We start from the raw sequence: 20,426 nt of genomic DNA, 5'->3' as shown, positions 1-20,426 counted from the left end.
GCGGGGGTTTTGTGTACGTATGTTACCGGCAGTGGTCGTGCGGCCGTCCCGCTGCGACAGGGGGCGCGCTGCACTCGGCAGCAAACCCGCACGACACTACCAGGCCGCCGCCGTTCCGGGGAACGGCGACGGCCCAGGGGCGGAGCTACTCGCCCTTGTTCTTCTGGACGATCTCCTCGGCCACGGCCTTGGGGACCTCGGCGTAGGTCTCGAACGTCATCGAGTAGACGGCGCGGCCCGAGGTCTTCGAGCGCAGGTCTCCGATGTAGCCGAACATCTCGGACAGCGGGACGTTGGCCCGGATGACCTTGATGCCGGTGGCGTCCTCCATCGACTGGATCATCCCGCGACGCGAGTTGATGTCGCCGATGACGTCGCCCATGTACTCCTCGGGAGTACGGACCTCGACGGCCATGAGCGGCTCGAGGAGGACCGGCTGCGCCTTGCGCGAGGCCTCCTTGAACGCGATCGAGCCGGCGATCTTGAACGCCATCTCGGAGGAGTCGACGTCGTGCGCCGCTCCGTCGACCAGGGTCGCCTTCACGCCGACCATGGGGTAGCCGGCGAGCACGCCGACCTGCATGGCGTCGCGGATGCCCGCGTCGACGGAGGGGATGTACTCGCGCGGGACGCGGCCACCGGTGACGCCGTTGACGAACTCGTAGGTCTTGTCGGCCTCGACCTCCATCGGCTCGATGGTGATCTGGACCTTCGCGAACTGGCCGGAGCCACCCGTCTGCTTCTTGTGGGTGTAGTCGTACTTCTCGACCGTGCGGCGGATCGTCTCGCGGTACGCGACCTGGGGCTTGCCCACGTTGGCCTCGACGTTGAACTCGCGCTTCATGCGGTCGACCAGGATGTCGAGGTGCAGCTCGCCCATTCCCTTGATGACCGTCTGACCGGTCTCCTGGTTCTGCTCGGTGCGGAAGGTGGGGTCCTCCTCCGCGAGCTTCTGGATCGCGGTGCCGAGCTTCTCCTGGTCCGCCTTCGTCTTGGGCTCGATGGCGACCTCGATGACGGGCTCCGGGAAGGTCATCGACTCGAGCACGACCTGCGCGGCCGGGTCGCTCAGGGTGTCACCGGTGGTGGTGTCCTTGAGGCCGATGACGGCGTAGATGTGGCCGGCGGTGACCGAGTCGACCGGGTTCTCCTTGTTGGAGTGCATCTGGAAGATCTTGCCGATGCGCTCCTTCTTGCCCTTGGTCGAGTTGATGACCTGGGCACCGGAGTCGAGCTTGCCCGAGTAGACGCGGACGTAGGTCAGGCGACCGAAGAACGGGTGCACGGCGACCTTGAACGCGAGCGCCGAGAAGGGCTCGGTCGAGTCCGCGTGGCGCATGATGACCTTCTCCTCGTCGCGGACGTCGTGCGCCTCGATGGCGGGGACGTCGAGCGGGGAGGGGAGGTAGTCCACGACAGCGTCGAGCATCGGCTGGACGCCGCGGTTCTTGAACGCCGAGCCGCAGAGCACCGGGTAGATCTCGGAGTTGACGGTCATCTTGCGGATGGCGCCCTTGATCTCCGCGACGGTGAGCTCCTCGCCGCCGAAGTACTTCTCGAGCAGCTCGTCGGAGGTCTCCGCGACGGTCTCGAGGAGCTTCTCGCGGTACTCCGCCGCCTTGTCGGCGAGGTCGGCCGGGATCTCCTCGATCTCGTACTTCGCGCCGAGCGCGACGTCACCCTTCGAGTCGCCGCGCCACGTGAGCGCGCGCATCTCGACCAGGTCGACGACGCCCTCGAAGGAGGACTCCGCGCCGATGGGCAGCTGGATGACCAGCGGCTTCGCGCCGAGGCGCTTGATGATCGTGTCGACCGTGTAGTAGAAGTCGGCGCCGAGCTTGTCCATCTTGTTGACGAAGCAGATGCGCGGGACGTCGTACTTGTCGGCCTGACGCCAGACGGTCTCGGACTGGGGCTCGACGCCCTCCTTGCCGTCGAAGACGGCGACGGCGCCGTCGAGGACGCGGAGCGAGCGCTCGACCTCGACCGTGAAGTCGACGTGACCGGGGGTGTCGATGATGTTGATCTGGTTCTTGTTCCAGAAGCAGGTCGTCGCGGCGGACGTGATCGTGATGCCGCGCTCCTGCTCCTGCGCCATCCAGTCCATCGTCGCGGCGCCGTCGTGGACCTCGCCGATCTTGTGCGTGATACCCGTGTAGAACAGGATGCGCTCGGTGGTGGTGGTCTTGCCGGCATCGATGTGGGCCATGATGCCGATGTTGCGGACCTTGTTCAGGTCGGTGAGCACATCTTGTGCCACGGAGTTCCTCCGATAGGTGATGGAGCCAGCGCACCGGGTTCATGGCCGAATGGCTGGGATTCTGGTGGTGGCGGTCGCCCGGTCGCGGGGATCGGGCGATCCGCCGCCGGGACCGGGCCCGCAGCGGTGACGCCGCGGGCCCGGTGGTCGCGGTCGCCCGGAGGCGGCCGCGGGGTGCGCTACCAGCGGTAGTGCGCGAAGGCCTTGTTCGACTCGGCCATCTTGTGGGTGTCCTCGCGACGCTTGACAGCGGCGCCCAGACCGTTCGACGCGTCGAGGATCTCGTTCATGAGACGCTCGGTCATCGTCTTCTCGCGACGGGCCTTCGCGTAGCTGGTGAGCCAGCGGAGCGCGAGGGTGTTGGCGCGGTGGGGCTTGACCTCGACCGGGACCTGGTAGGTCGAGCCGCCGACGCGGCGGCTGCGGACCTCGAGGGTCGGGCGGACGTTGTCGAGCGCCTTCTTGAGGGTGACGACCGCGTCCTGGCCGTTCTTGCCGGCGACGCCCTCGAGGGCACCGTAGACGATGCGCTCGGCGAGGCCCTTCTTGCCGTCCAGGAGGATCTTGTTGACGAGCTGGCTGACGATGGGGGCGCCGTAGACGGGGTCTGCGACGACGGGGCGCTTGGGAGCGGGGCCCTTACGAGGCATTACTTCTTCTCCATCTTCGCGCCGTACCGGCTGCGAGCCTGCTTGCGGTTCTTGACGGCCTGGGTGTCCAGGGCGCCGCGAACGATCTTGTAGCGGACACCGGGGAGGTCCTTGACGCGACCGCCGCGCACGAGCACCATCGAGTGCTCCTGCAGGTTGTGGCCCTCGCCGGGGATGTAGGCGGTGACCTCGGTGCCGTTGGAGAGCTTCACGCGGGCCACCTTGCGGAGGGCCGAGTTCGGCTTCTTGGGCGTGGTCGTGTAGACGCGCGTGCAGACGCCGCGCTGCTGGGGGTTGGCCTTCAGGGCGGGCGCCTTGGTCTTGGTGACCTTCGGCGTGCGTCCCTTGCGGACCAACTGCTGAATCGTTGGCACTGGTTTTGCTCCTTGAATGCTGCACGGTGACAGCGGATCGATGGTCGACATTCGGCCCTCCCGTCTCCGGGAACGGCCGAGTTCATCTGGACCCGACGCACCCCGCGGCCCCGCGAGCGGGACCGGGAGGGTGAGGGGTATGCCGTGGGGGCCGCCCGATCGGACGAACCCGCGGATCCTCGCGGACCCGGTGGAGCGAAGTGCGGCGACCGCATCGACCCGGAGGCACGACACGAGCGCACGGCAAAGCGCACACCCGAAGAATATTACGGGGAGTGACGGGGCCGGTCAACCGAGCGGCGTTCGGCCTGGGAGATGCCGCAGCGCCGCGCTGAGCCGCGCCGGGACTCCGTCGTCACTCCCGCTCGTCGCCCTCCCAGCCCCAGTGGGGGCTGCGGCCGCCGGCGTCGCGACGAACCAGGAGCAGGAGGAACACGAGCTGGACGGCGGCCGCGAGCACGCCGGTCGCGATCGCGAAGACAGTGGGGGCGTGGTCGAGGATCCAGCCGAGGATCTCCCCCGGCTCCTGGCGGCCGAGCCCGTAGAGCGCTCCGCCCGTGACGAGGAAGAGCAGGTAGACGACGACCCCGGTCAGCAGCGACGGGCCGAGGACGCGGTGGACGGCGGGACGGGCGGCGAGGGTCACCATCGCGACCAGCACGGCGACGACGCAGACCGCCACCGAGACCGGCCCCAGCAGCGGGCCGGCGTCGCGCTCGGGCACGACGTCCTGGTCCAGCAGGAGGCTGAGGACCCCGAACGCGCAGACGACCAGGGCGAGGTAGAGGAACGCGGCGAAGCCGGCCAGCGCGAGGCCGTAGCCCAGGCCGGCTCCGCGGCCCTGCCCCTGCCCCTCCGGAGTCACGACTGCGCGGCCGCTTCGCGCTCGGCGTTGCGGCGCTTGACGCCTCGGGCGCGGCCCGCGATCGCGGCGCCGCCCCAGACGCTCGCCTCCCGGCCGAGGACGCCGGCGGCGAGGACCGCCGCGAGGACTGCGGGATCGCGGACGTAGTCGAGCGCGAGGGAGCGGTCGATCGGCAGGGCGAGCGGTCCGACGGCGCTCCAGCCGCCGACCAGCGCGGCCGCGGCCGTGAGGAGGGCGACGAGGAAGCCGCCGAGGACGTAGGCCCACCAGCCCGCGCGGTTCACGACCAGCACGATCAGCGCCAGGCCGACCAGGAACGCGGCCACCGGGGCGAGGAAGAGCGCGGTCGGCGCAGCGTCGAGCGCGAGGGCGACCGGGTCGCCGCCGACGCGGTCGACGAGGAGGCGGATCGCCGTCAGGGCGACGAGGTACAGGACGGCGAAGACCGCGGTCGTCAGGAGGGCGAGCGCGAGGCCCGCGAGGCGGTTGCCGGAGCGCCGGACCGGCTCGGGCTCGGCCTCGACCGGCCCGAGGGCGCTGGGGGCGGACGCCGCGGCGGCCGGGGCGGCGGGCTCGACGGTCGGCTGCCGACCCGTCACGGGTTCGGGCCAGACGTACTCCCGGGTCGGCTGGGGTCCGGTTCCGCCGGACGTCTCGGTCGCGGAGGGGATCCGCGTGGTCTCGGCGTCGCTGCTCCAGGTCACCCGGACAGCATAGGCACGCCTTCCGCCGCGCCCGGTGCGCCGCGCGGCTCCCCGTCGACGGGGGACAGCGCCGACCGTCTACTCGAGCGGGTGGAGGAGGCGGTGCAGGAACTGCCGTGTGCGCGGCTCGCGCGGCTCCCGGAGGATCTCCGCAGGGGCGCCCCGCTCGACGACCACGCCGTCGGCCATGAAGACGACCTCCGAGGCCACCTGCCGGGCGAACTCGAGCTCGTGCGTCACGACGAGCATGGTCCAGCCCTCCCCCGCCAGCTCCCGCATCAGCGAGAGCACGTCGCCGACCAGCTCCGGGTCCAGCGCCGAGGTGGGCTCGTCGAAGAGGAGCAGATCGGGCCGCAGCGCGAGCGCCCGGACGATGCCCACGCGCTGCTGCTGACCGCCGGAGAGCTCGAAGGGGTAGGCGCTCCCCCGGCCGCCGAGGCCGACGCGCTCGAGCAGGCGCTCCGCCTCAGGGACCACCTCGGACGCGGGACGGCGCTGCACTCGCAGCGGCCCCTCCGTCACGTTCTGGAGGACGGTCAGGTGCGGGAAGAGGTTGAAGTGCTGGAAAACCATCGCGGAGTGGTCGCGCAGCCCGGTCAGCGCCTTCCGTCCGACGCCGCGGTCGAAGTCGAGGACACTGCCGTCGGCGAGCTCGACCACCCCGCCGTCCGGCACCTCGAGGCTGTTCAGCGAGCGCAGGACGGTGGTCTTGCCCGAGCCGGACGGCCCGATCAGGGCGACGACCTCGCCGCGGTGGACCTCCAGGTCGATGCCGCGCAGCACCTCCACCCCGCCGAACGACTTGCGGAGGCCGCGGGCCGTGAGCACGGGCCGGGCGTCGGTCGGAGTGTCAGCGGGCGACATAGCGGTCCAATCGCTTCTCGAGCAGGCCCTGGCCGCTGGAGAGCACCAGGCAGATGAGCCAGTAGATCAGAGCGGCCTCGAGGTAGAGGAGCATGAACTCGCTCGACGCGGTGGCGATCTTCTGCGCCTGCCGGAAGAGCTCGGTCACCAGGATGAGGGAGGCCAGCGAGGTGTCCTTCACCAGCGAGATGAAGGTGTTCGACAGCGGGGGGACGGAGACGCGCGCGGCCTGCGGGAGGATGATGCGCCGCAGCGAGAGCGAGCGGCTCATGCCGATCGTGTGCGCCGCCTCCCACTGCCCCTTCGGGACGCTGAGGATCGCCGCGCGGATCACCTCCGCCGCGTAGCCGCCCACGTTGAGGGCGAACGCGATGGTGGCGCTGGGCCAGGGGTCGATCTTCAGTCCGAGGCTCGGCAGCCCGTAGAAGATCACGAACAGCTGCACCAGGAGCGGCGTGCCCCGGATGACGGAGATGTAGGCACGCGCGATCCAGGAGAGGATCCGCACCCGGGAGAGCCTCATCAGGGCGACCGCCAGCGCGAGCACGAGCCCGATGGCGAAGCTCGCCAGCGCGAGCGGGATCGTCCCGACGATGCCCCCGGAGAGGATCGGCCAGAACGACCGGAGGACGAGGTCCATTGTGTTCTCCCGCCTTCGCGGGAGGATCCGCGGTCGGCTCGATCGGGTGGTGGCGTCGGGGGCGGATCGTCTCCGCCTCCTGGGGAATGCTGGCACGCTTCGCGCCGGGGCGGGCGCCCTTGCGGGCGGACCCGCTGCCTGAGCCGCTCCGCCGCTCCCCCGCGCCGGCGCCGCTCAACCACGAGACGGCCCCTCCCGGAAGGGGAGGAGCCGCCTCGGGGTGGGGCTACTGGGAGACGTCGGCTCCGAAGTAGCGCTCGGAGATGGAGGCGAGGGTGCCGTCCTCGCGCAGCTCGTCGAGGGCGGAGTCGACGGCCTCGACGAGGTCGTCCGAGCCCTTCGGGAAGGTGAAGGCGCTCTCGGAGGTGTCGTCGGTGGTGACGGCGACCTTGAGGCCCGCGGCCTGGTCGGGGTAGGTCGTGGACCAGTCGAGCCAGGTGAGGCGGTCGTTCACGGTCGCGTCCACGCGGCCCTGCTCGACGAGGGCGATGGCCTGCGCCCAGCCCTCGACGCCCTCGACCTCGGCGCCGTTCTCCTGCGCGACGGTGTACCAGTTGCTCGAGAGCGACTGCGCGGTGGTCTTGCCGGAGAGGCCGGCGAGGTCGGTGATCGAGGTGTCGCTCGAGGGGACGATCACGACGCCGGGGCTGACCGAGTACGGCTCCGAGAAGTCGTACTTCGCCTCGCGCTCGTCGTTGATCGAGACCTGGTTCGCGATCACGTCGAAGCGCGCTCCGTCCAGGCCCGCGAACATCGCGTCCCACTGCGTCTCCTGGAAGTCGGGCTCGACGCCCAGCTTCTCGGCCACGGCGGTGATCACGTCGACGTCGTAGCCGGTGAGGGCTCCCGTCCCGCCGTCGGCGTGGAAGGAGAAGGGCGGGTAGGTGCCCTCGGTGCCGATGGTGAGCTTCCCCGAGTCCTCGACCTCGGCCAGTGTCAGGCCGGAGCTCGCGGAGGCGGTGCCCTCGCCGCTCGAGCCGGAGACCACGTCGTCGGTCGAGGCGGGCGCGCAGCCGGCGAGAACCAGGGCGGCGGCGGCGGCGGTCGTGCCGAGCAGGACGCGCAGGGAGGTGCGGGCGGAGAGGGTCACGGTGTTGTCCTTCGGTGCATCACGGAGTCGTGGCGGTCCCGCTGCGCCGGATGCGGCGCGGGGATCGACGAGGGGACGGGTCGTCCCGGGGCGGACCGCTGCTCGGCGGAACCGCCCGGAGTGACGATAACCAGTGGAGGGGGCGGCCCTATTCCCGGATGTCGCCGTGTGACGCCGGGAGTCCGGCCAGGAAGTGCTCGGCACCGGCGACCTCGTCGCTCGTGAGGCCCGTCGCCGACTCCGGACGCACCAGGTGGAAGGGGGTGCTCTGCTCGCGGGCCCAGTCGTAGGCGTCCTCGTGGAGGTTGTCGTCGATCCACACCACGGCGTCGATCGCGCCGCGCTCGGCGGCCGCCTCCAGCCACACCGCGACGGGCTGGAGCTTGCCCGTCCGGCCCGGGAACCGCGGGTCGCGCGGGAGGCCGCCGTCGAAGACGATCGCCTCCGTGCCCGCCGGCAGCCCGAGGTCCTGGGCGAGGACCCGCGTCAAGCGCGGCGGCCAGGTCGTGGCCCACACGATCGTGCCGACCGCGGCCAGGCGGGCGACGAGCGCCGCCCGCTCGGGCTCGAGCTCCAGGCGGTGCGAGCCCGAGGCGCGATCGCTGCGGACGGAGGGGTTCAGGACGCCGTCGACGTCGAGCAGGATCAGGGCGGCCATGCCTGTCACCGTAGCGGCGGCGGGGCGGATCGCGCGAGGAGCGCTAGCGTGACGGGATGCCTCCGTCCCTCCTGCTGCCGGGAGGCCGCACAGCCGCGCTGGGGCCGGATCCCGTGCGGCCGGAGGCGCTGCTGCTCACGGTCGACGGCGCGGAGCAGTCGCTGATCGATCCGGGCGATCCCCGTGCTCTGCACCTCGAGTACCTCGCGCGCCTCGGCGCGGTGGTCGACGCCGCCGCCCCTCCCGGCGAGCCGCTGCGCGTGCTGCACCTCGGAGCCGGAGCCCTGGCCCTGGCCCGGTACGTCGCCGCGACCCGGCCGGGCTCCGAGCAGCTCGCGGTGGAGAGCGCGGCGGGACTCGTGGAGTTCGTGCTCGAGCACGCGCCGCTCCCCCGCGGCGCGCGCGTCCGGTTCCTCACGGCCGACGCCGCAGGGCCCCTGCCGCCCTGGAGCGCTGACCTCGTCGTGCTCGACGTCTACGACGGGGACGAGATCCCGGAGGCGTTCTACCGCGCGTCCGTCCTCGCTCCGCTCGCCGCCCGCGTCGGCGCCGACGGGCTCCTCGCGGTCAACGTCGCCGACGACGCCGACCACCGGAGGCTGGACCGCCTGCGCGGGGTCGTCCGGGAGCTGCTCCCGGTCACCGCAGCGGTCGGATCGACGGCCTTCGTCGAGGGGCGCACCGGCGGGAACGCGATCCTGCTCGCCTCAGGCTCGGCGCTCGCCGACGACGTCGCCGGCCGCCTGCTGCGCGCCGGCCCGCACCCGGTCTCCGCCGCGGCGGATGGCGACGTCGTGGTCGCCGAGGTGGCGGTAGAAGTCGACCCGTGAGTCGAGAGTGACGCCGGTCTCGAGGTACTTGGCGCGGATCCGCTTGATGTAGGTGCGGACAGTGTGCTCGGCGACGCTGAGGTCGACCGCGACGGTGCGGACCGCGGCACCCGCTCCGTAGGCGCGCATCACACGGCTCTCCTGGGGGCTCAGCACCGGGCGGCGCTCCTCGCGCCCGTGCACGAGCCGGTGGCGGGCGGTGTCCGAGATCCAGGTGCGGCCGGAGGCGACGGAGACGACCGCCGCGGCGAGCTCGCTGGGGTCGTCGCCCTTCCAGACGTAGGCCGCTCTCTCCCGTCGCAGCACGGCCCGCACCGGCTCCAGGGAGTCGGAGGAGGAGAGCACGACGAGGCCGACGGTCCGGGTAGCCGCACGCTCGAGGGTGTCGGCCACCTCCTCGCCGGGCACGCCGTCCAGGTCGAGGACCGCGATGCGGTCGACGCCCTCCTCGTCGTGCGAGAACTGCGGCAGCAGCTGCGCGAGCAGCGCCTGCAGCGCGGCGCGCTCGATCGCTGGTCCGTCGACGACGGCCAGCGTGAACCGATCGAATCCGGTCACGGGGGTCCCCTAGCAGGGGCAGGTTCGGGTCCGCCCCGGCTGCACCGTAGCGGTCCGCGACGTCGTCGTGCACGTGATGGGACATTCCGTCTCAGTGGGAGGACGCCCCCAGAGCGCTCCGGATCGGCTCACGGAGCGCGTGGAGGACCACCCGCGGCACCGTCTCCGGCTAGTGTCCCTCTCCATGGACGACAGCGCAGAGGGCTCCCGGCGGGCCCGGAGGATCCCCGCGGAGCAGGTGCGCAGCCGCATGATCGCCACGGCGCGCGACGTCGTCTCGAACCACGGCCTCACGGTGAGCTTCGCGCACCTGCCCATGGAGGAGTACATCCGCCTGGCCGGCGTGCCGCGCAGCTCCGTCTACCGGATCTGGAGCACGCGCGAGGAGTTCGTGGCCGACCTGGTCGGCGAGGTCTTCGTGCGGGACCGGTACGCGGAGGGCGCCGATCCCGAGGCCCAGCAGGAGATGCGCGAGGTCTACGAGCGCTCCACCGATCTGCTCTCCACGGCCGCCGGCCGCCGCCGGGTCGCCTGGGAGACCATCCGCATCGGGGCGCGGGCCAATGCCGAGTCGCTCCGCCGCTCCGCCGACTGGTCGTCGTACAACGCACTGCTCGCCTGCACCTTCTCGATGGAGGAGGGGCCTGCACGCGACGCCGTGCGCGCCACGGCGAAGCGGATCGAGGGCATGCTCACGCGCCGGATGCGCGACTTCTACGAGGAGACGCTGCAGGTCTTCGGCGGGACGATGCGCCCGGGATTCACGACGCTCCAGCTCGCCCACCTCACCGCGATCGTGATCGACGGGCTCGCGCACCGCGGCCGGCTCCTCGACGACGACCTCGACGCTCCGGTGACCGCCCCCGGCCTCGACGGCGAGCCGGTCGAGTGGACTCTGGCGGCCTGGACGATCCGCTCGATCGTCGACGGGATGCTGGAGCCGGTCGCGGAGGACTGAGCGGACCCCGCGACCCGGATCACTCGTCCGGTTCGGTGAACCCGTCGATCAGCAGCAGCACCGACACCACCGCCAGTGACGGCCCCTCGGGATCGGCCGGGTCGAGCGGGCCGGTCACCAGCTCCGGTGCCGCGATCCGCGCGATGCACAGACCCTCGATCAGGGCCGAGACGGCGGAGGCGAGAGCGGCGGCGCCGCGGTCCGGGCGCAGCCGGAGCCCCGCCTCGGCGAGGGTGTGCTCGTAGTACTTCGCCATGTTGTCGATGAAGTGCAGCTGGCGGGACCGCAGAGCGGATCCGATGGCGGTCCGCGCCGGCTCCTCGTGCGAGCCCACCGCGCCGGCGAGAGCGATGAAGTTGCGCCAGTGCTGCGACGAGAAGATGTTGTCGACGTTCGCGTCGACGGCGACCCGGACGGAGGCGATCAGGGCCTCGCGGCGCTGCGCCGGGGTCGGCTCGGGGTCGAGGCTGCGGTGGAGGTGGGAGTTCCCGGCCCGCAGGGACGGCTGGTCGAGGCGGGTGGCGAGGACCCGCTCCGGGATCGCGGCGATCAGCTCGTCGTAGAACGACTGGCGAGTGGGCCAGATCCGGTAGACGGTGCTGCGCGGAACACCCGCCGAGCGGATGACGTCCTCGAGGGGCAGGTGGGCGACTCCGACGCGCAGGCCCTCGGCGCGGACGACCGCGAGAGCGGCGTCCAGCAGGCGGGTGCGGACCTGCTCGCGGGTCAGGCGGGGAGGACGCGCCGGCTCCTCCGCATCGAGGGGGTCGTCGCTCATCAGGCCTCCGGCGCCGGGATGCACGGAGGAGCCTCCGACATCTACTGTCCAGCCGAGCGTACCCGGAGGGAGCGCGGAACGTGAGAGGAGATCGGGGACGGGCGCGGCCCGCGCATGCGGCTCGGGTGCCGCGCGGGCCGCGCTGCCTGTCCCCCAGGCGGCCTCCCCATGGGCCGGTCCGACCGTATGCTTCCCGACAGACGTCCGTCAACTGACGCGACATGGTGTCTCCTCGGCGGTGTCCGCCGACCGGTCACGAGGACCGCCTCCGGGACTCCTCCGCCGCCGGGAGCGCCCTCGCCGCGGTCTGCGCTCGAGAGGCGTGCGGAGCGGACAGCTCGCCCGCGACGACGTCCGACACGACGCCGGCGGCGTGCTCGACGAGGTCGACGTTCCGGGTCAGCCGCGCGTGGTGGCACGGGCTCGCGTCGACGTCGACCACGAGCTTCGCGAAGCGCAGAGCATCGCCGAGCCGCGCGAACGGCGAGAGCTCGGCGACGAGGGACGGCACGTCCGCCGCGGCGAGGTAGGTGTAGCGGCAGGTCGAGACCACGTAGTCGTCGACTCCGGCCGTCGCCGATCCGGTTGCGACCATGATGTCGCCGAGGTCGACCGGCGCGGTGGCGAGGCCGAGCGCCACCGCGGCGGTCACCTGGATGTCACCCACCAGTGCCGTCACGTGCACGCCGGCGGGCCAGGGCGGCAGGGAGCCGAGCTCGGTCGATCCCGTCCGCAGGCCCTTGCCCGCCGCCGAGGCGAGGGCGTCGATCATCGGCACTCCCGTGCACTCCCCCGCGTGCTCGGCGTCCTCCGAGACGGCGTCCCCGCAGGAGGCGAGCATCGCCGAGACGCTCAGCCGGCTCTGCGGGTCCAGTCCTGCGATCACCGCGGGGCTGACCTGGCCGGAGTCGTCGACCATTCGTCCGAGGCGCTCCGCGACGTCGGATCCCGTGTTCGGGGTGCCGAAGGTGAGGACGGACGAGACCATCGAGGCGACGGCGGTCCCGTCGACCGAGCCGCTCAGCGCCTGGCGGGCGGCGAGCCCTCCCATCGAGTGCGCGACGACGACGGCGCGGTGCCCGGTCGCGGAGACGAGGCAGGCGATCGAGGAGGCGAGCGCGTCGCTGATCCCCGGGTCGGTGACCCAGCGCGCGGCGAGCCGGCGGTAGTCGAAGGTGTAGACCGCGGCGCCGTCGATCTGCTGCAGCCGGCCGAGGAGGGACGGCTCGGGAGCGTCGAGCGGAGCGGTCGCCGACTCCGACGACACCATGTCGACGAGATGGGAGAAGGCCCCTGTGCGGTCGGCGTCGTGCGTCGCCGTGCCCAGCCAGCCGTGCAGCATCACGATGGGGACCAGCGCGGCGGCGGAGCGCGGCCGGACGTCGTCGCCCGCGAGCACGGGAGCCAGCTCCGCGACGCCGCAAGACGAGGGTGCGACCGCCTCTGCCGCCTCCGCCCGCACCGCGGGCACCACGATTACGCCGACCACCACGAGCAGTGCGGCCAGCACGACGATCACGAGTCTCATCCGCGCGTTTCCTCACGTGCCGCGACCAGGACGGGGAACGGGTACAGGCTCGACCCGACGAGCACCCAACGAGTCAATCACCCCGCTCCTGCGGGGAAGGCCGCTCGTCGCGAACGGGCGGCCCCCCGTGCGGGTGACCGCGGGTCGGGGACGACGAAGGCCCCGCCGGTGTCCCGACGGGGCCTTCGATCGTTCAGCTCACCTGGATCAGCTGTAGTTGCCCGGCTCGTAGCCATCGCTCGAGAACGAGTCGAAGTCGACGAACGAGAGGTCGGCGTCGCTGAACGCGGCGTCGTCCGCGAAGATGCGGTTGGGGTACCGCTCGGCCTTCGCCTCCTCGGTCGCCTCGACCGACACGTTCCGGTACTTGGGCAGACCGGTTCCCGCCGGGATCAGCTTTCCGATGATCACGTTCTCCTTCAGGCCCATCAGCGGGTCGCGCTTGCCCTCCATGGCCGCCTGCGTGAGGACGCGGGTGGTCTCCTGGAAGGACGCGGCCGACAGCCACGACTCGGTCGCGAGCGAGGCCTTGGTGATGCCCATGACCTCCTGGCGGGCGGACGCTGTCCGCTTGCCCTCGGTCAGAGCCGCACGGTTGACCTCGCTGTAGCGCGAGCGGTCGACGAGCTCGCCCGGCAGCAGCTCCGTGTCGCCGTGGTCGACCACGGTGACCTTGCGGAGCATCTGACGCACGATGACCTCGATGTGCTTGTCGTGGATCGGCACACCCTGCGAGCGGTAGACGCCCTGGACGCCGCCCACCAGGTGCTTCTGGACCTCGCGGACGCCCAGCACGCGCAGGACCTCCTTGGGGTCGACCGTTCCGACGTGCAGCTGCTGCCCGAGCTCGACGTGCTGGCCGTCCTCGATGAGGAGCTGCGAGCGCTTGAGCACCGGGTAGATGACCGCCTCGTCGCCGTTGTCCGGCTGGAGGATGACGCGGCGGGCACGGTCGGTGTCCTCGATGGTGATCCGGCCGGCGGCCTCCGCGATCGGCGACGCGCCCTTGGGGGTGCGGGCCTCGAAGAGCTCCTGCACGCGGGGAAGACCCTGCGTGATGTCGTCGGCCGAGGCCGATCCACCGGTGTGGAAGGTGCGCATCGTGAGCTGCGTGCCGGGCTCGCCGATCGACTGGGCCGCGATGATGCCGACGGCCTCTCCGATGTCGACGAGCTTGCCGGTGGCGAGCGAGCGGCCGTAGCAGGCCGCGCAGACGCCGACGGCGGACTCGCAGGTCAGGACGGAGCGCACCTTGATGTGGCGCACGCCCGCTCCGACCAGCTTCTCGATGAGCACGTCGCCCACGTCCTCGCCGGCCTCGGCGACGAGCTCGCCGGCCTCGTTCGACGCCGGGGTGGCGAGCGAACGGGCGTAGACGGAGTTCTCGACGTTGGAGTCCTTGATCCAGGCGCCGGTGGCGTCCTGGAGCATGATCGGCAGGTCGAGGCCCTTCGAGGTGCCGCAGTCCTCCTCGCGGATGATGACGTCCTGCGAGACGTCGACGAGTCGACGCGTCAGGTAGCCCGAGTCCGCGGTGCGGAGCGCGGTGTCGGCCAGGCCCTTGCGGGCACCGTGCGTGGCGATGAAGTACTCGGCGACCGACAGGCCCTCGCGGTACGAGGAGATGATCGGTCGGGCGATGATCTCGCCCTTCGGGTTGTTCACCAGGCCTCGCATGCCGGCGATGTTGCGCACCTGCAGCCAGTTGCCGCGGGCACCGGAGGTGACCATGCGGTTGATGGTGTTGTCCGTCGGGAAGTTCGCGCGCATGGCCTTGGCGACCTCGTCGGTCGCCTCGGTCCAGATCTTCACGAGCTCCTGGCGGCGCTCGGCCTGAGTGGTCAGACCCTTGTCGTACTCGGACTCGACCTTCGCGGCCTTCTTCTCGTAGCCCGCGATGATCTCGGGCTTCGACGGAGGCGTGAGGATGTCGGACAGCGCCACGGTGACACCCGAGCGGGTGGCCCAGTAGAAGCCGGCGTCCTTGATCCGGTCGAGGGAGGCGGCGACCTCCACCTTCGGGTAGCGCTCCGCGAGGTCGTTGACGATCCCGGAGATGGTCGTCTTGTCGGCGACCTGCTCGAAGTAGGGGTAGTCGACCGGCAGCGCCTCGTTGAAGAGGGCGCGGCCGAGCGTGGTCTCGAGGAGGACCGGCGCGGTGACCTTGCCGTTCTCGTCGATCTCGACGCCCTCGGGTGCCTGACCCTGCGCGAAGTACACGTCCGACATGCGGATCCTGACCTTCGAGTTCAGGTGCAGCGAGCCCTGGTCCTTCGCGAGGATCGCCTCCGAGACGGAGGAGAACGCGCGGCCCTCGCCGGCGGCGCCCTCGCGGATCGTCGTCAGGTGGTGGAGGCCGATGATCATGTCCTGCGTGGGCAGGGTGACCGGACGGCCGTCCGAGGGCTTGAGGATGTTGTTCGACGCGAGCATCAGGATGCGCGCCTCGGCCTGGGCCTCGACGGACAGCGGCAGGTGGACAGCCATCTGGTCGCCGTCGAAGTCCGCGTTGAACGCGGCGCAGACGAGCGGGTGCAGCTGGATCGCCTTGCCCTCGACCAGCTGGGGCTCGAAGGCCTGGATGCCGAGACGGTGCAGCGTGGGCGCGCGGTTCAGCAGGACGGGGCGCTCGCGGATGATCTCCTCGAGCACGTCCCACACCTGCGGGCGCGAGCGCTCCACCATGCGCTTGGCGGCCTTGATGTTCTGCGCGTGCGACAGGTCGATCAGGCGCTTGATCACGAACGGCTTGAACAGCTCCAGCGCCATCTGCTTGGGCAGACCGCACTGGTGCAGCTTGAGCTGCGGGCCGACGATGATGACCGAGCGGCCCGAGTAGTCGACGCGCTTGCCCAGCAGGTTCTGGCGGAAGCGACCCTGCTTTCCCTTGAGCATGTCGCTCAGGGACTTCAGGGCGCGGTTGCCGGTTCCGGTGACGGGGCGGCCGCGGCGGCCGTTGTCGAAGAGGGCGTCGACCGCCTCCTGGAGCATGCGCTTCTCGTTGTTCACGATGATCTCGGGGGCACCGAGGTCGAGCAGGCGGCGGAGTCGGTTGTTGCGGTTGATCACGCGACGGTAGAGGTCGTTCAGGTCGCTGGTCGCGAACCGGCCTCCGTCGAGCTGCACCATCGGGCGCAGCTCCGGCGGGATGACCGGGACGACGTCGAGGACCATCGCGGCCGGCGAGTTGCCGGTGGCGAGGAACGAGTTGACGACGCGCAGGCGCTTGATGGCGCGGATCTTCTTCTGACCCTTGCCCTCGGCGATCTGCAGGTGCAGCGTCTCGGCCTCGGCCTGGAGGTCGAACTGCTCGAGGCGCTTCTTGATCGCCTCGGCGCCCATGTAGGCCTCGAAGTAGACGCCGTACCGGTCGACGAGCTCGTTGAAGACCGCGTCCTCGGGCTTGAGGTCGCCGACCTTGAGGGTGCGGAACTGCTCCCACACGCTCTCGAGCCGCGCGATGTCCTCGTCGAAGGACTTGCGGATCTGGCCCATCTCCTTCTCGGCGCCGTCCTTGGTGCGGCGCTTCTGGTCGCTCTTGGCGCCCTCCGCCTCCAGGGCGGCGAGGTCGGTCTCCAGGCGCGCCAGACGGTCCGCGATGCGGGAGTCGCGCTGGTCCGAGAGGGTCTTGATCTCGAGCCGGAGCTCGTTCTCGAGGCCGGGCATGTCGGCGTGACGGCCGTCGTCGTCCACGTCGATGATCATGTACGCCGCGAAGTAGATGACCTTCTCGAGGTCCTTCGGCGCCATGTCCAGCAGGTATCCGAGGCGCGAGGGGACGCCCTTGAAGTACCAGATGTGGGTGACGGGGGCGGCGAGCTCGATGTGGCCCATCCGCTCGCGGCGGACCGAGGACTTGGTGACCTCGACGCCGCAGCGCTCGCAGACGATGCCCTTGAAGCGGACTCGCTTGTACTTGCCGCAGGAGCACTCCCAGTCGCGAGAGGGACCGAAGATCTGCTCGCCGAACAGGCCGTCCTTCTCGGGCTTCAGGGTGCGGTAGTTGATGGTCTCGGGCTTCTTCACTTCACCGTGCGACCAGCGACGGATGTCATCGGCCGTTGCGAGGCCGATGCGCAGCTCATCGAAAGTGGTTACGTCGAGCAATGTTTTCTCCTTGTCGGAAAACAGGGTGTCTCGTCAGAGACGGGAGGTCGTCAGATGCTGGCGCGGATCAGATGTCGTCGACGGAGGACGACTCGAACCGGGAGGAGATGTTGATGCCGAGCTCTTCCGCGGCGCGGTAGACCTCGTCATCGGTGTCGCGCAGGCTGACCGCGGTGCCGTCGGCCGAGAGGACCTCGACGTTCAGGCACAGGGACTGCATCTCCTTGATGAGGACCTTGAAGGACTCCGGGATGCCGGGCTCCTGGATGTTCTCGCCCTTGACGATGGCCTCGTACACCTTCACGCGGCCGAGGATGTCGTCCGACTTGATGGTGAGGAGCTCCTGGAGGGCGTAGGCGGCGCCGTAGGCCTCGAGGGCCCACACCTCCATCTCGCCGAAGCGCTGTCCGCCGAACTGCGCCTTACCACCGAGCGGCTGCTGGGTGATCATCGAGTACGGGCCCGTCGAGCGCGCGTGGATCTTGTCGTCGACGAGGTGGTGCAGCTTCAGGATGTACATGTAGCCGACCGAGACCGGGTCCGGGAAGGGCTCCCCGGAGCGGCCGTCGAACAGCTGCGTCTTGCCGGACGAGCCGATCAGGCGCTCTCCGTCGCGCGTCGGGGTGGTGGAGTCGAGGAGCCCTGCGAGCTCCTCCTCCGCCGCACCGTCGAAGACGGGGGTCGCGACCTTGGTGCCGGGCGCCGCCTCACGGGCGTGCTCGGGCAGGCGCGCGGCCCACTCCGGCTGACCCTCGACCTTCCAGCCCTGCTTCGCGATCCACCCGAGGTGGATCTCGAGGACCTGGCCGAAGTTCATGCGGCCGGGGACGCCGAGCGGGTTGAGGACGATGTCGACCGGGGTGCCGTCGGCGAGGAACGGCATGTCCTCGACCGGCAGGATCTTCGAGATGACGCCCTTGTTGCCGTGGCGGCCGGCGAGCTTGTCGCCCTCGGTGATCTTGCGCTTCTGGGCGATGTAGACGACCACGCGCTGGTTGACGCCCGAGCCGAGCTCGTCGTCGCCGTCCTGCGCGTCGAACACCTTGACGCCGATGATCGTGCCCTGCTCGCCGTGGGGCACCTTCAGCGACGTGTCGCGGACCTCGCGGCTCTTCTCGTTGAAGATCGCGCGGAGCAGGCGCTCCTCGGCCGAGAGCTCGGTCTCGCCCTTGGGCGTGACCTTGCCGACGAGGATGTCGCCGGGGCGGACCTCGGCGCCGATGCGGATGATGCCGCGCTCGTCCAGGTCGGCCAGGAGCTCCGGGCTGACGTTGGGGAGGTCGCGGGTGATCTCCTCCTTGCCGAGCTTGGTGTCGCGGGCGTCGACCTCGTACTCCTCGATGTGGATCGAGGAGAGGACGTCGTCCTTCACCAGGTTCTGGCTGAGGATGATCGCGTCCTCGAAGTTGTGGCCCTCCCACGGCATGAACGCGACGAGCAGGTTCTTGCCCAGCGCGAGCTCGCCGTTCTCGGTGGCGGGGCCGTCGGCGACGACCTCGCCGACCTCGATGCGCTCGCCGGCCGAGACGACCACGCGGTTGTTGTACGAGGTGCCCTGGTTGGAGCGGTCGAACTTGCGGAGGAAGTAGGTCTGCGTGCCGCCCTCGTCCAGCTGGACGGTGACGGAGTCGGCGGAGACCTCCTGGACGACACCGGCCTTGTCGGCAGTGATGACGTCGCCGGCGTCGATGGCCGCGAAGCCCTCCATGCCGGTTCCGACGACGGGCGACTCGCTGCGCAGCAGCGGGACGGCCTGACGCTGCATGTTCGCGCCCATGAGCGCGCGGTTCGCGTCGTCGTGCTCGAGGAACGGGATCAGCGAGGTCGCGACCGAGACCATCTGGCGCGGCGAGACGTCCATGTAGTGGACGCGCTCGGCGTCGACGAGCTCGACCTCTCCGCCCTTGGGGCGGACGAGGACCTTGCCCTCCGCGAAGCGGAAGTCCTTCGTGAGGGGGGCGTTCGCCTGGGCGACCAGGTACTCGTCCTCCTCGGACGCGGTGAGGTAGTCGATCTGCGAGGTGACGGTGCCGTCGACGACCTTGCGGTACGGGGTCTCGATGAAGCCGAACGAGTTGATGCGCGCGAAGGACGCGAGCGATCCGATCAGGCCGATGTTCGGGCCTTCCGGGGTCTCGATCGGGCACATGCGGCCGTAGTGCGAGGGGTGGACGTCGCGGACCTCGACGCCGGCGCGCTCACGGGAGAGACCGCCGGGGCCGAGCGCCGACAGGCGGCGCTTGTGGGTCAGACCCGCGAGCGGGTTGTTCTGGTCCATGAACTGCGACAGCTGGCTGGTCCCGAAGAACTCCTTGATCGCGGCGACGACGGGGCGCACGTTGATCAGGGTCTGCGGGGTGATCGCCTCGATGTCCTGCGTGGTCATGCGCTCGCGGACGACGCGCTCCATGCGGGACAGCCCGGTGCGGACCTGGTTCTGGATCAGCTCGCCGACCGCGCGGATGCGGCGGTTGCCGAAGTGGTCGATGTCGTCGACGTCGAGACGCAGCTCCACCGGCTCGCCGTCGCGCACGCCGGGGAGGGCGGTGCGGCCGTCGTGCAGGGCGACCAGGTACTTGATGGTCGCGATGATGTCCTCGACCGTGAGCACCGAGTCGGACAGCGCCTTGTCGATGCCGAGCTTGCGGTTGATCTTGTAGCGGCCGACCTTCGCGAGGTCGTAGCGCTTGGAGTTGAAGTAGAAGTTGTCCAGCAGCGCGCGGGCGGCCTCGGCGGCGACCTGCTCGCCCGGACGGAGCTTGCGGTAGATGTCGCGGAGGGCGTCCTCCTTGGTGAGGATGTTGTCCTTCTCGAGGGTCAGCTCGATCGACTCGTAGCCGGCGAACTGCTCGAGGATCTCCTCGCTCGTCAGGCCGAGTGCCTTGAGGAACACGGTGACCGACTGCTTGCGCTTGCGGTCGATGCGCACGCCGACCTGGTCGCGCTTGTCGATCTCGAACTCGAGCCAGGCTCCACGGCTCGGGATGACGCGGGCGGAGTAGATGTCCTTGTCGGACGTCTTCTCCTGCTGGCGCTCGAAGTAGACGCCGGGGCTGCGCACGAGCTGGGACACGACGACACGCTCGGTGCCGTTGATGATGAACGTGCCCTTCTCGGTCATCAGCGGGAAGTCGCCCATGAAGACCGTCTGGGTCTTGATCTCACCCGTGAGGTGGTTCATGAACTCGGCCTCGACGTACAGCGGAGCGGCGTAGGTCTTGCCGCGCTCCTTGCACTCCTCGATCGTGTACTTCTCGGGCTCGAGGTACGGGTTCGTGAAGCTCAGCTGCATCGTCTCGCTGAGGTCCTCGATCGGGGAGATCTCCTCGAAGATCTCGTCGAGGCCGGAGTTGGCGGGGAGGTCCTCCCGGCCGGCGGCCTTCGCCTCGGCGACGCGGGTCTTCCACGCCTCCGAGCCGACGAGCCAGTCGAAGCTCTCGGTCTGCAGCGCGAGCAGATCCGGAACGGTCAGGGTGTCGCTGATCTTGGCGAACGAGAGACGCGAAGCTCCGCGTCCGTTCTTGGGTGAGGTGGTGGTCGCGGTGGACGCAGCAGCCAAGGA

15 protein-coding genes are annotated in these 20,426 nt (G+C 70.3%); 1 reads left to right on the top strand and 14 read right to left on the bottom strand.

The features are described 5' to 3' along the window. Positions 1 to 145: 145 nt before the first annotated feature. The 10 genes from fusA to C5C29_RS12645 all read right to left on the bottom strand — a co-directional run bounded on the left by fusA (position 146) and on the right by C5C29_RS12645 (position 9,493). Positions 146 to 2,260 carry an elongation factor G gene (fusA, locus tag C5C29_RS12690; RefSeq protein ID WP_104224571.1) on the bottom strand — a complete coding sequence of 705 codons (2,115 nt, stop codon included), beginning with the start codon at positions 2,258 to 2,260 and terminating at the stop codon, positions 146 to 148. 179 nt (positions 2,261 to 2,439) lie between these two features. Beyond that, positions 2,440 to 2,910, bottom strand: a complete 471-nt coding sequence (gene rpsG / locus C5C29_RS12685) for a 30S ribosomal protein S7 (protein ID WP_068251443.1) — start codon at positions 2,908 to 2,910, stop codon at positions 2,440 to 2,442. Continuing rightward, positions 2,910 to 3,284, bottom strand: coding sequence for a 30S ribosomal protein S12 (gene rpsL / locus C5C29_RS12680; RefSeq protein WP_011186743.1), 375 nt, complete (start codon positions 3,282 to 3,284; stop codon positions 2,910 to 2,912). The genes rpsG and rpsL overlap by 1 nt, the downstream gene beginning before the upstream one ends. A 355-nt stretch (positions 3,285 to 3,639) precedes the next feature. Further along, positions 3,640 to 4,149, bottom strand: coding sequence for a DUF6121 family protein (locus C5C29_RS12675; RefSeq protein WP_104250880.1), 510 nt, complete (start codon positions 4,147 to 4,149; stop codon positions 3,640 to 3,642). Further along, a complete protein-coding gene (locus tag C5C29_RS12670) occupies positions 4,146 to 4,853 on the bottom strand; it encodes a hypothetical protein (RefSeq protein WP_104260912.1) in 708 nt (235 codons plus the stop codon). The genes C5C29_RS12675 and C5C29_RS12670 overlap by 4 nt, the downstream gene beginning before the upstream one ends. A gap of 78 nt (positions 4,854 to 4,931) precedes the next feature. After that, positions 4,932 to 5,717, bottom strand: coding sequence for an amino acid ABC transporter ATP-binding protein (locus C5C29_RS12665; protein WP_104269386.1), 786 nt, complete (start codon positions 5,715 to 5,717; stop codon positions 4,932 to 4,934). After that, entirely contained in the window at positions 5,704 to 6,357 is a 654-nt protein-coding gene (locus C5C29_RS12660; RefSeq protein WP_104224574.1) for an amino acid ABC transporter permease, read from the bottom strand. The genes C5C29_RS12665 and C5C29_RS12660 overlap by 14 nt, the downstream gene beginning before the upstream one ends. Positions 6,358 to 6,583: 226 nt before the next feature. Next, positions 6,584 to 7,447, bottom strand: a complete 864-nt coding sequence (locus C5C29_RS12655; protein WP_374953121.1) for an amino acid ABC transporter substrate-binding protein — start codon at positions 7,445 to 7,447, stop codon at positions 6,584 to 6,586. Between the two features lie 148 nt (positions 7,448 to 7,595). After that, positions 7,596 to 8,105, bottom strand: a complete 510-nt coding sequence (locus C5C29_RS12650; RefSeq protein WP_104224575.1) for an HAD domain-containing protein — start codon at positions 8,103 to 8,105, stop codon at positions 7,596 to 7,598. Between the two features lie 707 nt (positions 8,106 to 8,812). Further along, the gene (locus C5C29_RS12645; RefSeq protein WP_104224576.1) at positions 8,813 to 9,493 is read right to left on the bottom strand and encodes a LuxR C-terminal-related transcriptional regulator; all 681 of its coding nucleotides are present in this window, start codon (positions 9,491 to 9,493) and stop codon (positions 8,813 to 8,815) included. 184 nt (positions 9,494 to 9,677) lie between these two features. Between C5C29_RS12645 and C5C29_RS12640 the strand changes: the two genes are divergently transcribed. Then, complete coding sequence (locus C5C29_RS12640) at positions 9,678 to 10,451, top strand: hypothetical protein (protein ID WP_146076607.1); 774 nt, start codon at positions 9,678 to 9,680, stop codon at positions 10,449 to 10,451. Positions 10,452 to 10,470: 19 nt separating this feature from the next. On the opposite strand, the gene C5C29_RS12635 is transcribed toward C5C29_RS12640, so the two are convergent. The 4 genes from C5C29_RS12635 to rpoB form a co-directional block, all read right to left on the bottom strand. Beyond that, complete coding sequence (locus tag C5C29_RS12635) at positions 10,471 to 11,229, bottom strand: TetR/AcrR family transcriptional regulator (protein WP_104308450.1); 759 nt, start codon at positions 11,227 to 11,229, stop codon at positions 10,471 to 10,473. Between the two features lie 253 nt (positions 11,230 to 11,482). Continuing rightward, the gene (locus C5C29_RS12630; protein WP_104308449.1) at positions 11,483 to 12,757 is read right to left on the bottom strand and encodes a triacylglycerol lipase; all 1,275 of its coding nucleotides are present in this window, start codon (positions 12,755 to 12,757) and stop codon (positions 11,483 to 11,485) included. A 207-nt stretch (positions 12,758 to 12,964) separates the two neighbouring features. Continuing rightward, the gene (locus C5C29_RS12625; RefSeq protein ID WP_104224580.1) at positions 12,965 to 16,864 is read right to left on the bottom strand and encodes a DNA-directed RNA polymerase subunit beta'; all 3,900 of its coding nucleotides are present in this window, start codon (positions 16,862 to 16,864) and stop codon (positions 12,965 to 12,967) included. A gap of 67 nt (positions 16,865 to 16,931) precedes the next feature. Next, positions 16,932 to 20,423, bottom strand: a complete 3,492-nt coding sequence (gene rpoB, locus C5C29_RS12620; RefSeq protein WP_104224581.1) for a DNA-directed RNA polymerase subunit beta — start codon at positions 20,421 to 20,423, stop codon at positions 16,932 to 16,934. Between the last annotated feature and the right edge of the window lie 3 nt (positions 20,424 to 20,426).

Source organism: Rathayibacter sp. AY1H2 (assembly GCF_002931985.1).
Taxonomy (GTDB): Bacteria; Actinomycetota; Actinomycetes; order Actinomycetales; family Microbacteriaceae; genus Rathayibacter.
This window is presented reverse-complemented; position numbering and strand designations above follow the sequence as displayed.

Bases quoted from the DNA above. Each gene is read 5' to 3' on its own strand.
- C5C29_RS12635 (WP_104308450.1), bottom strand. From the start codon at position 11,229: ATGAGCGACGACCCCCTCGATGCGGAGGAGCCGGCGCGTCCTCCCCGC.
- C5C29_RS12640 (WP_146076607.1), top strand. From the start codon at position 9,678: ATGGACGACAGCGCAGAGGGCTCCCGGCGGGCCCGGAGGATCCCCGCG.
- C5C29_RS12650 (WP_104224575.1), bottom strand. From the start codon at position 8,105: ATGGCCGCCCTGATCCTGCTCGACGTCGACGGCGTCCTGAACCCCTCC.
- C5C29_RS12665 (WP_104269386.1), bottom strand. From the start codon at position 5,717: ATGTCGCCCGCTGACACTCCGACCGACGCCCGGCCCGTGCTCACGGCC.
- C5C29_RS12660 (WP_104224574.1), bottom strand. From the start codon at position 6,357: ATGGACCTCGTCCTCCGGTCGTTCTGGCCGATCCTCTCCGGGGGCATC.
- C5C29_RS12630 (WP_104308449.1), bottom strand. From the start codon at position 12,757: ATGAGACTCGTGATCGTCGTGCTGGCCGCACTGCTCGTGGTGGTCGGC.
- rpsG (WP_068251443.1), bottom strand. From the start codon at position 2,910: ATGCCTCGTAAGGGCCCCGCTCCCAAGCGCCCCGTCGTCGCAGACCCC.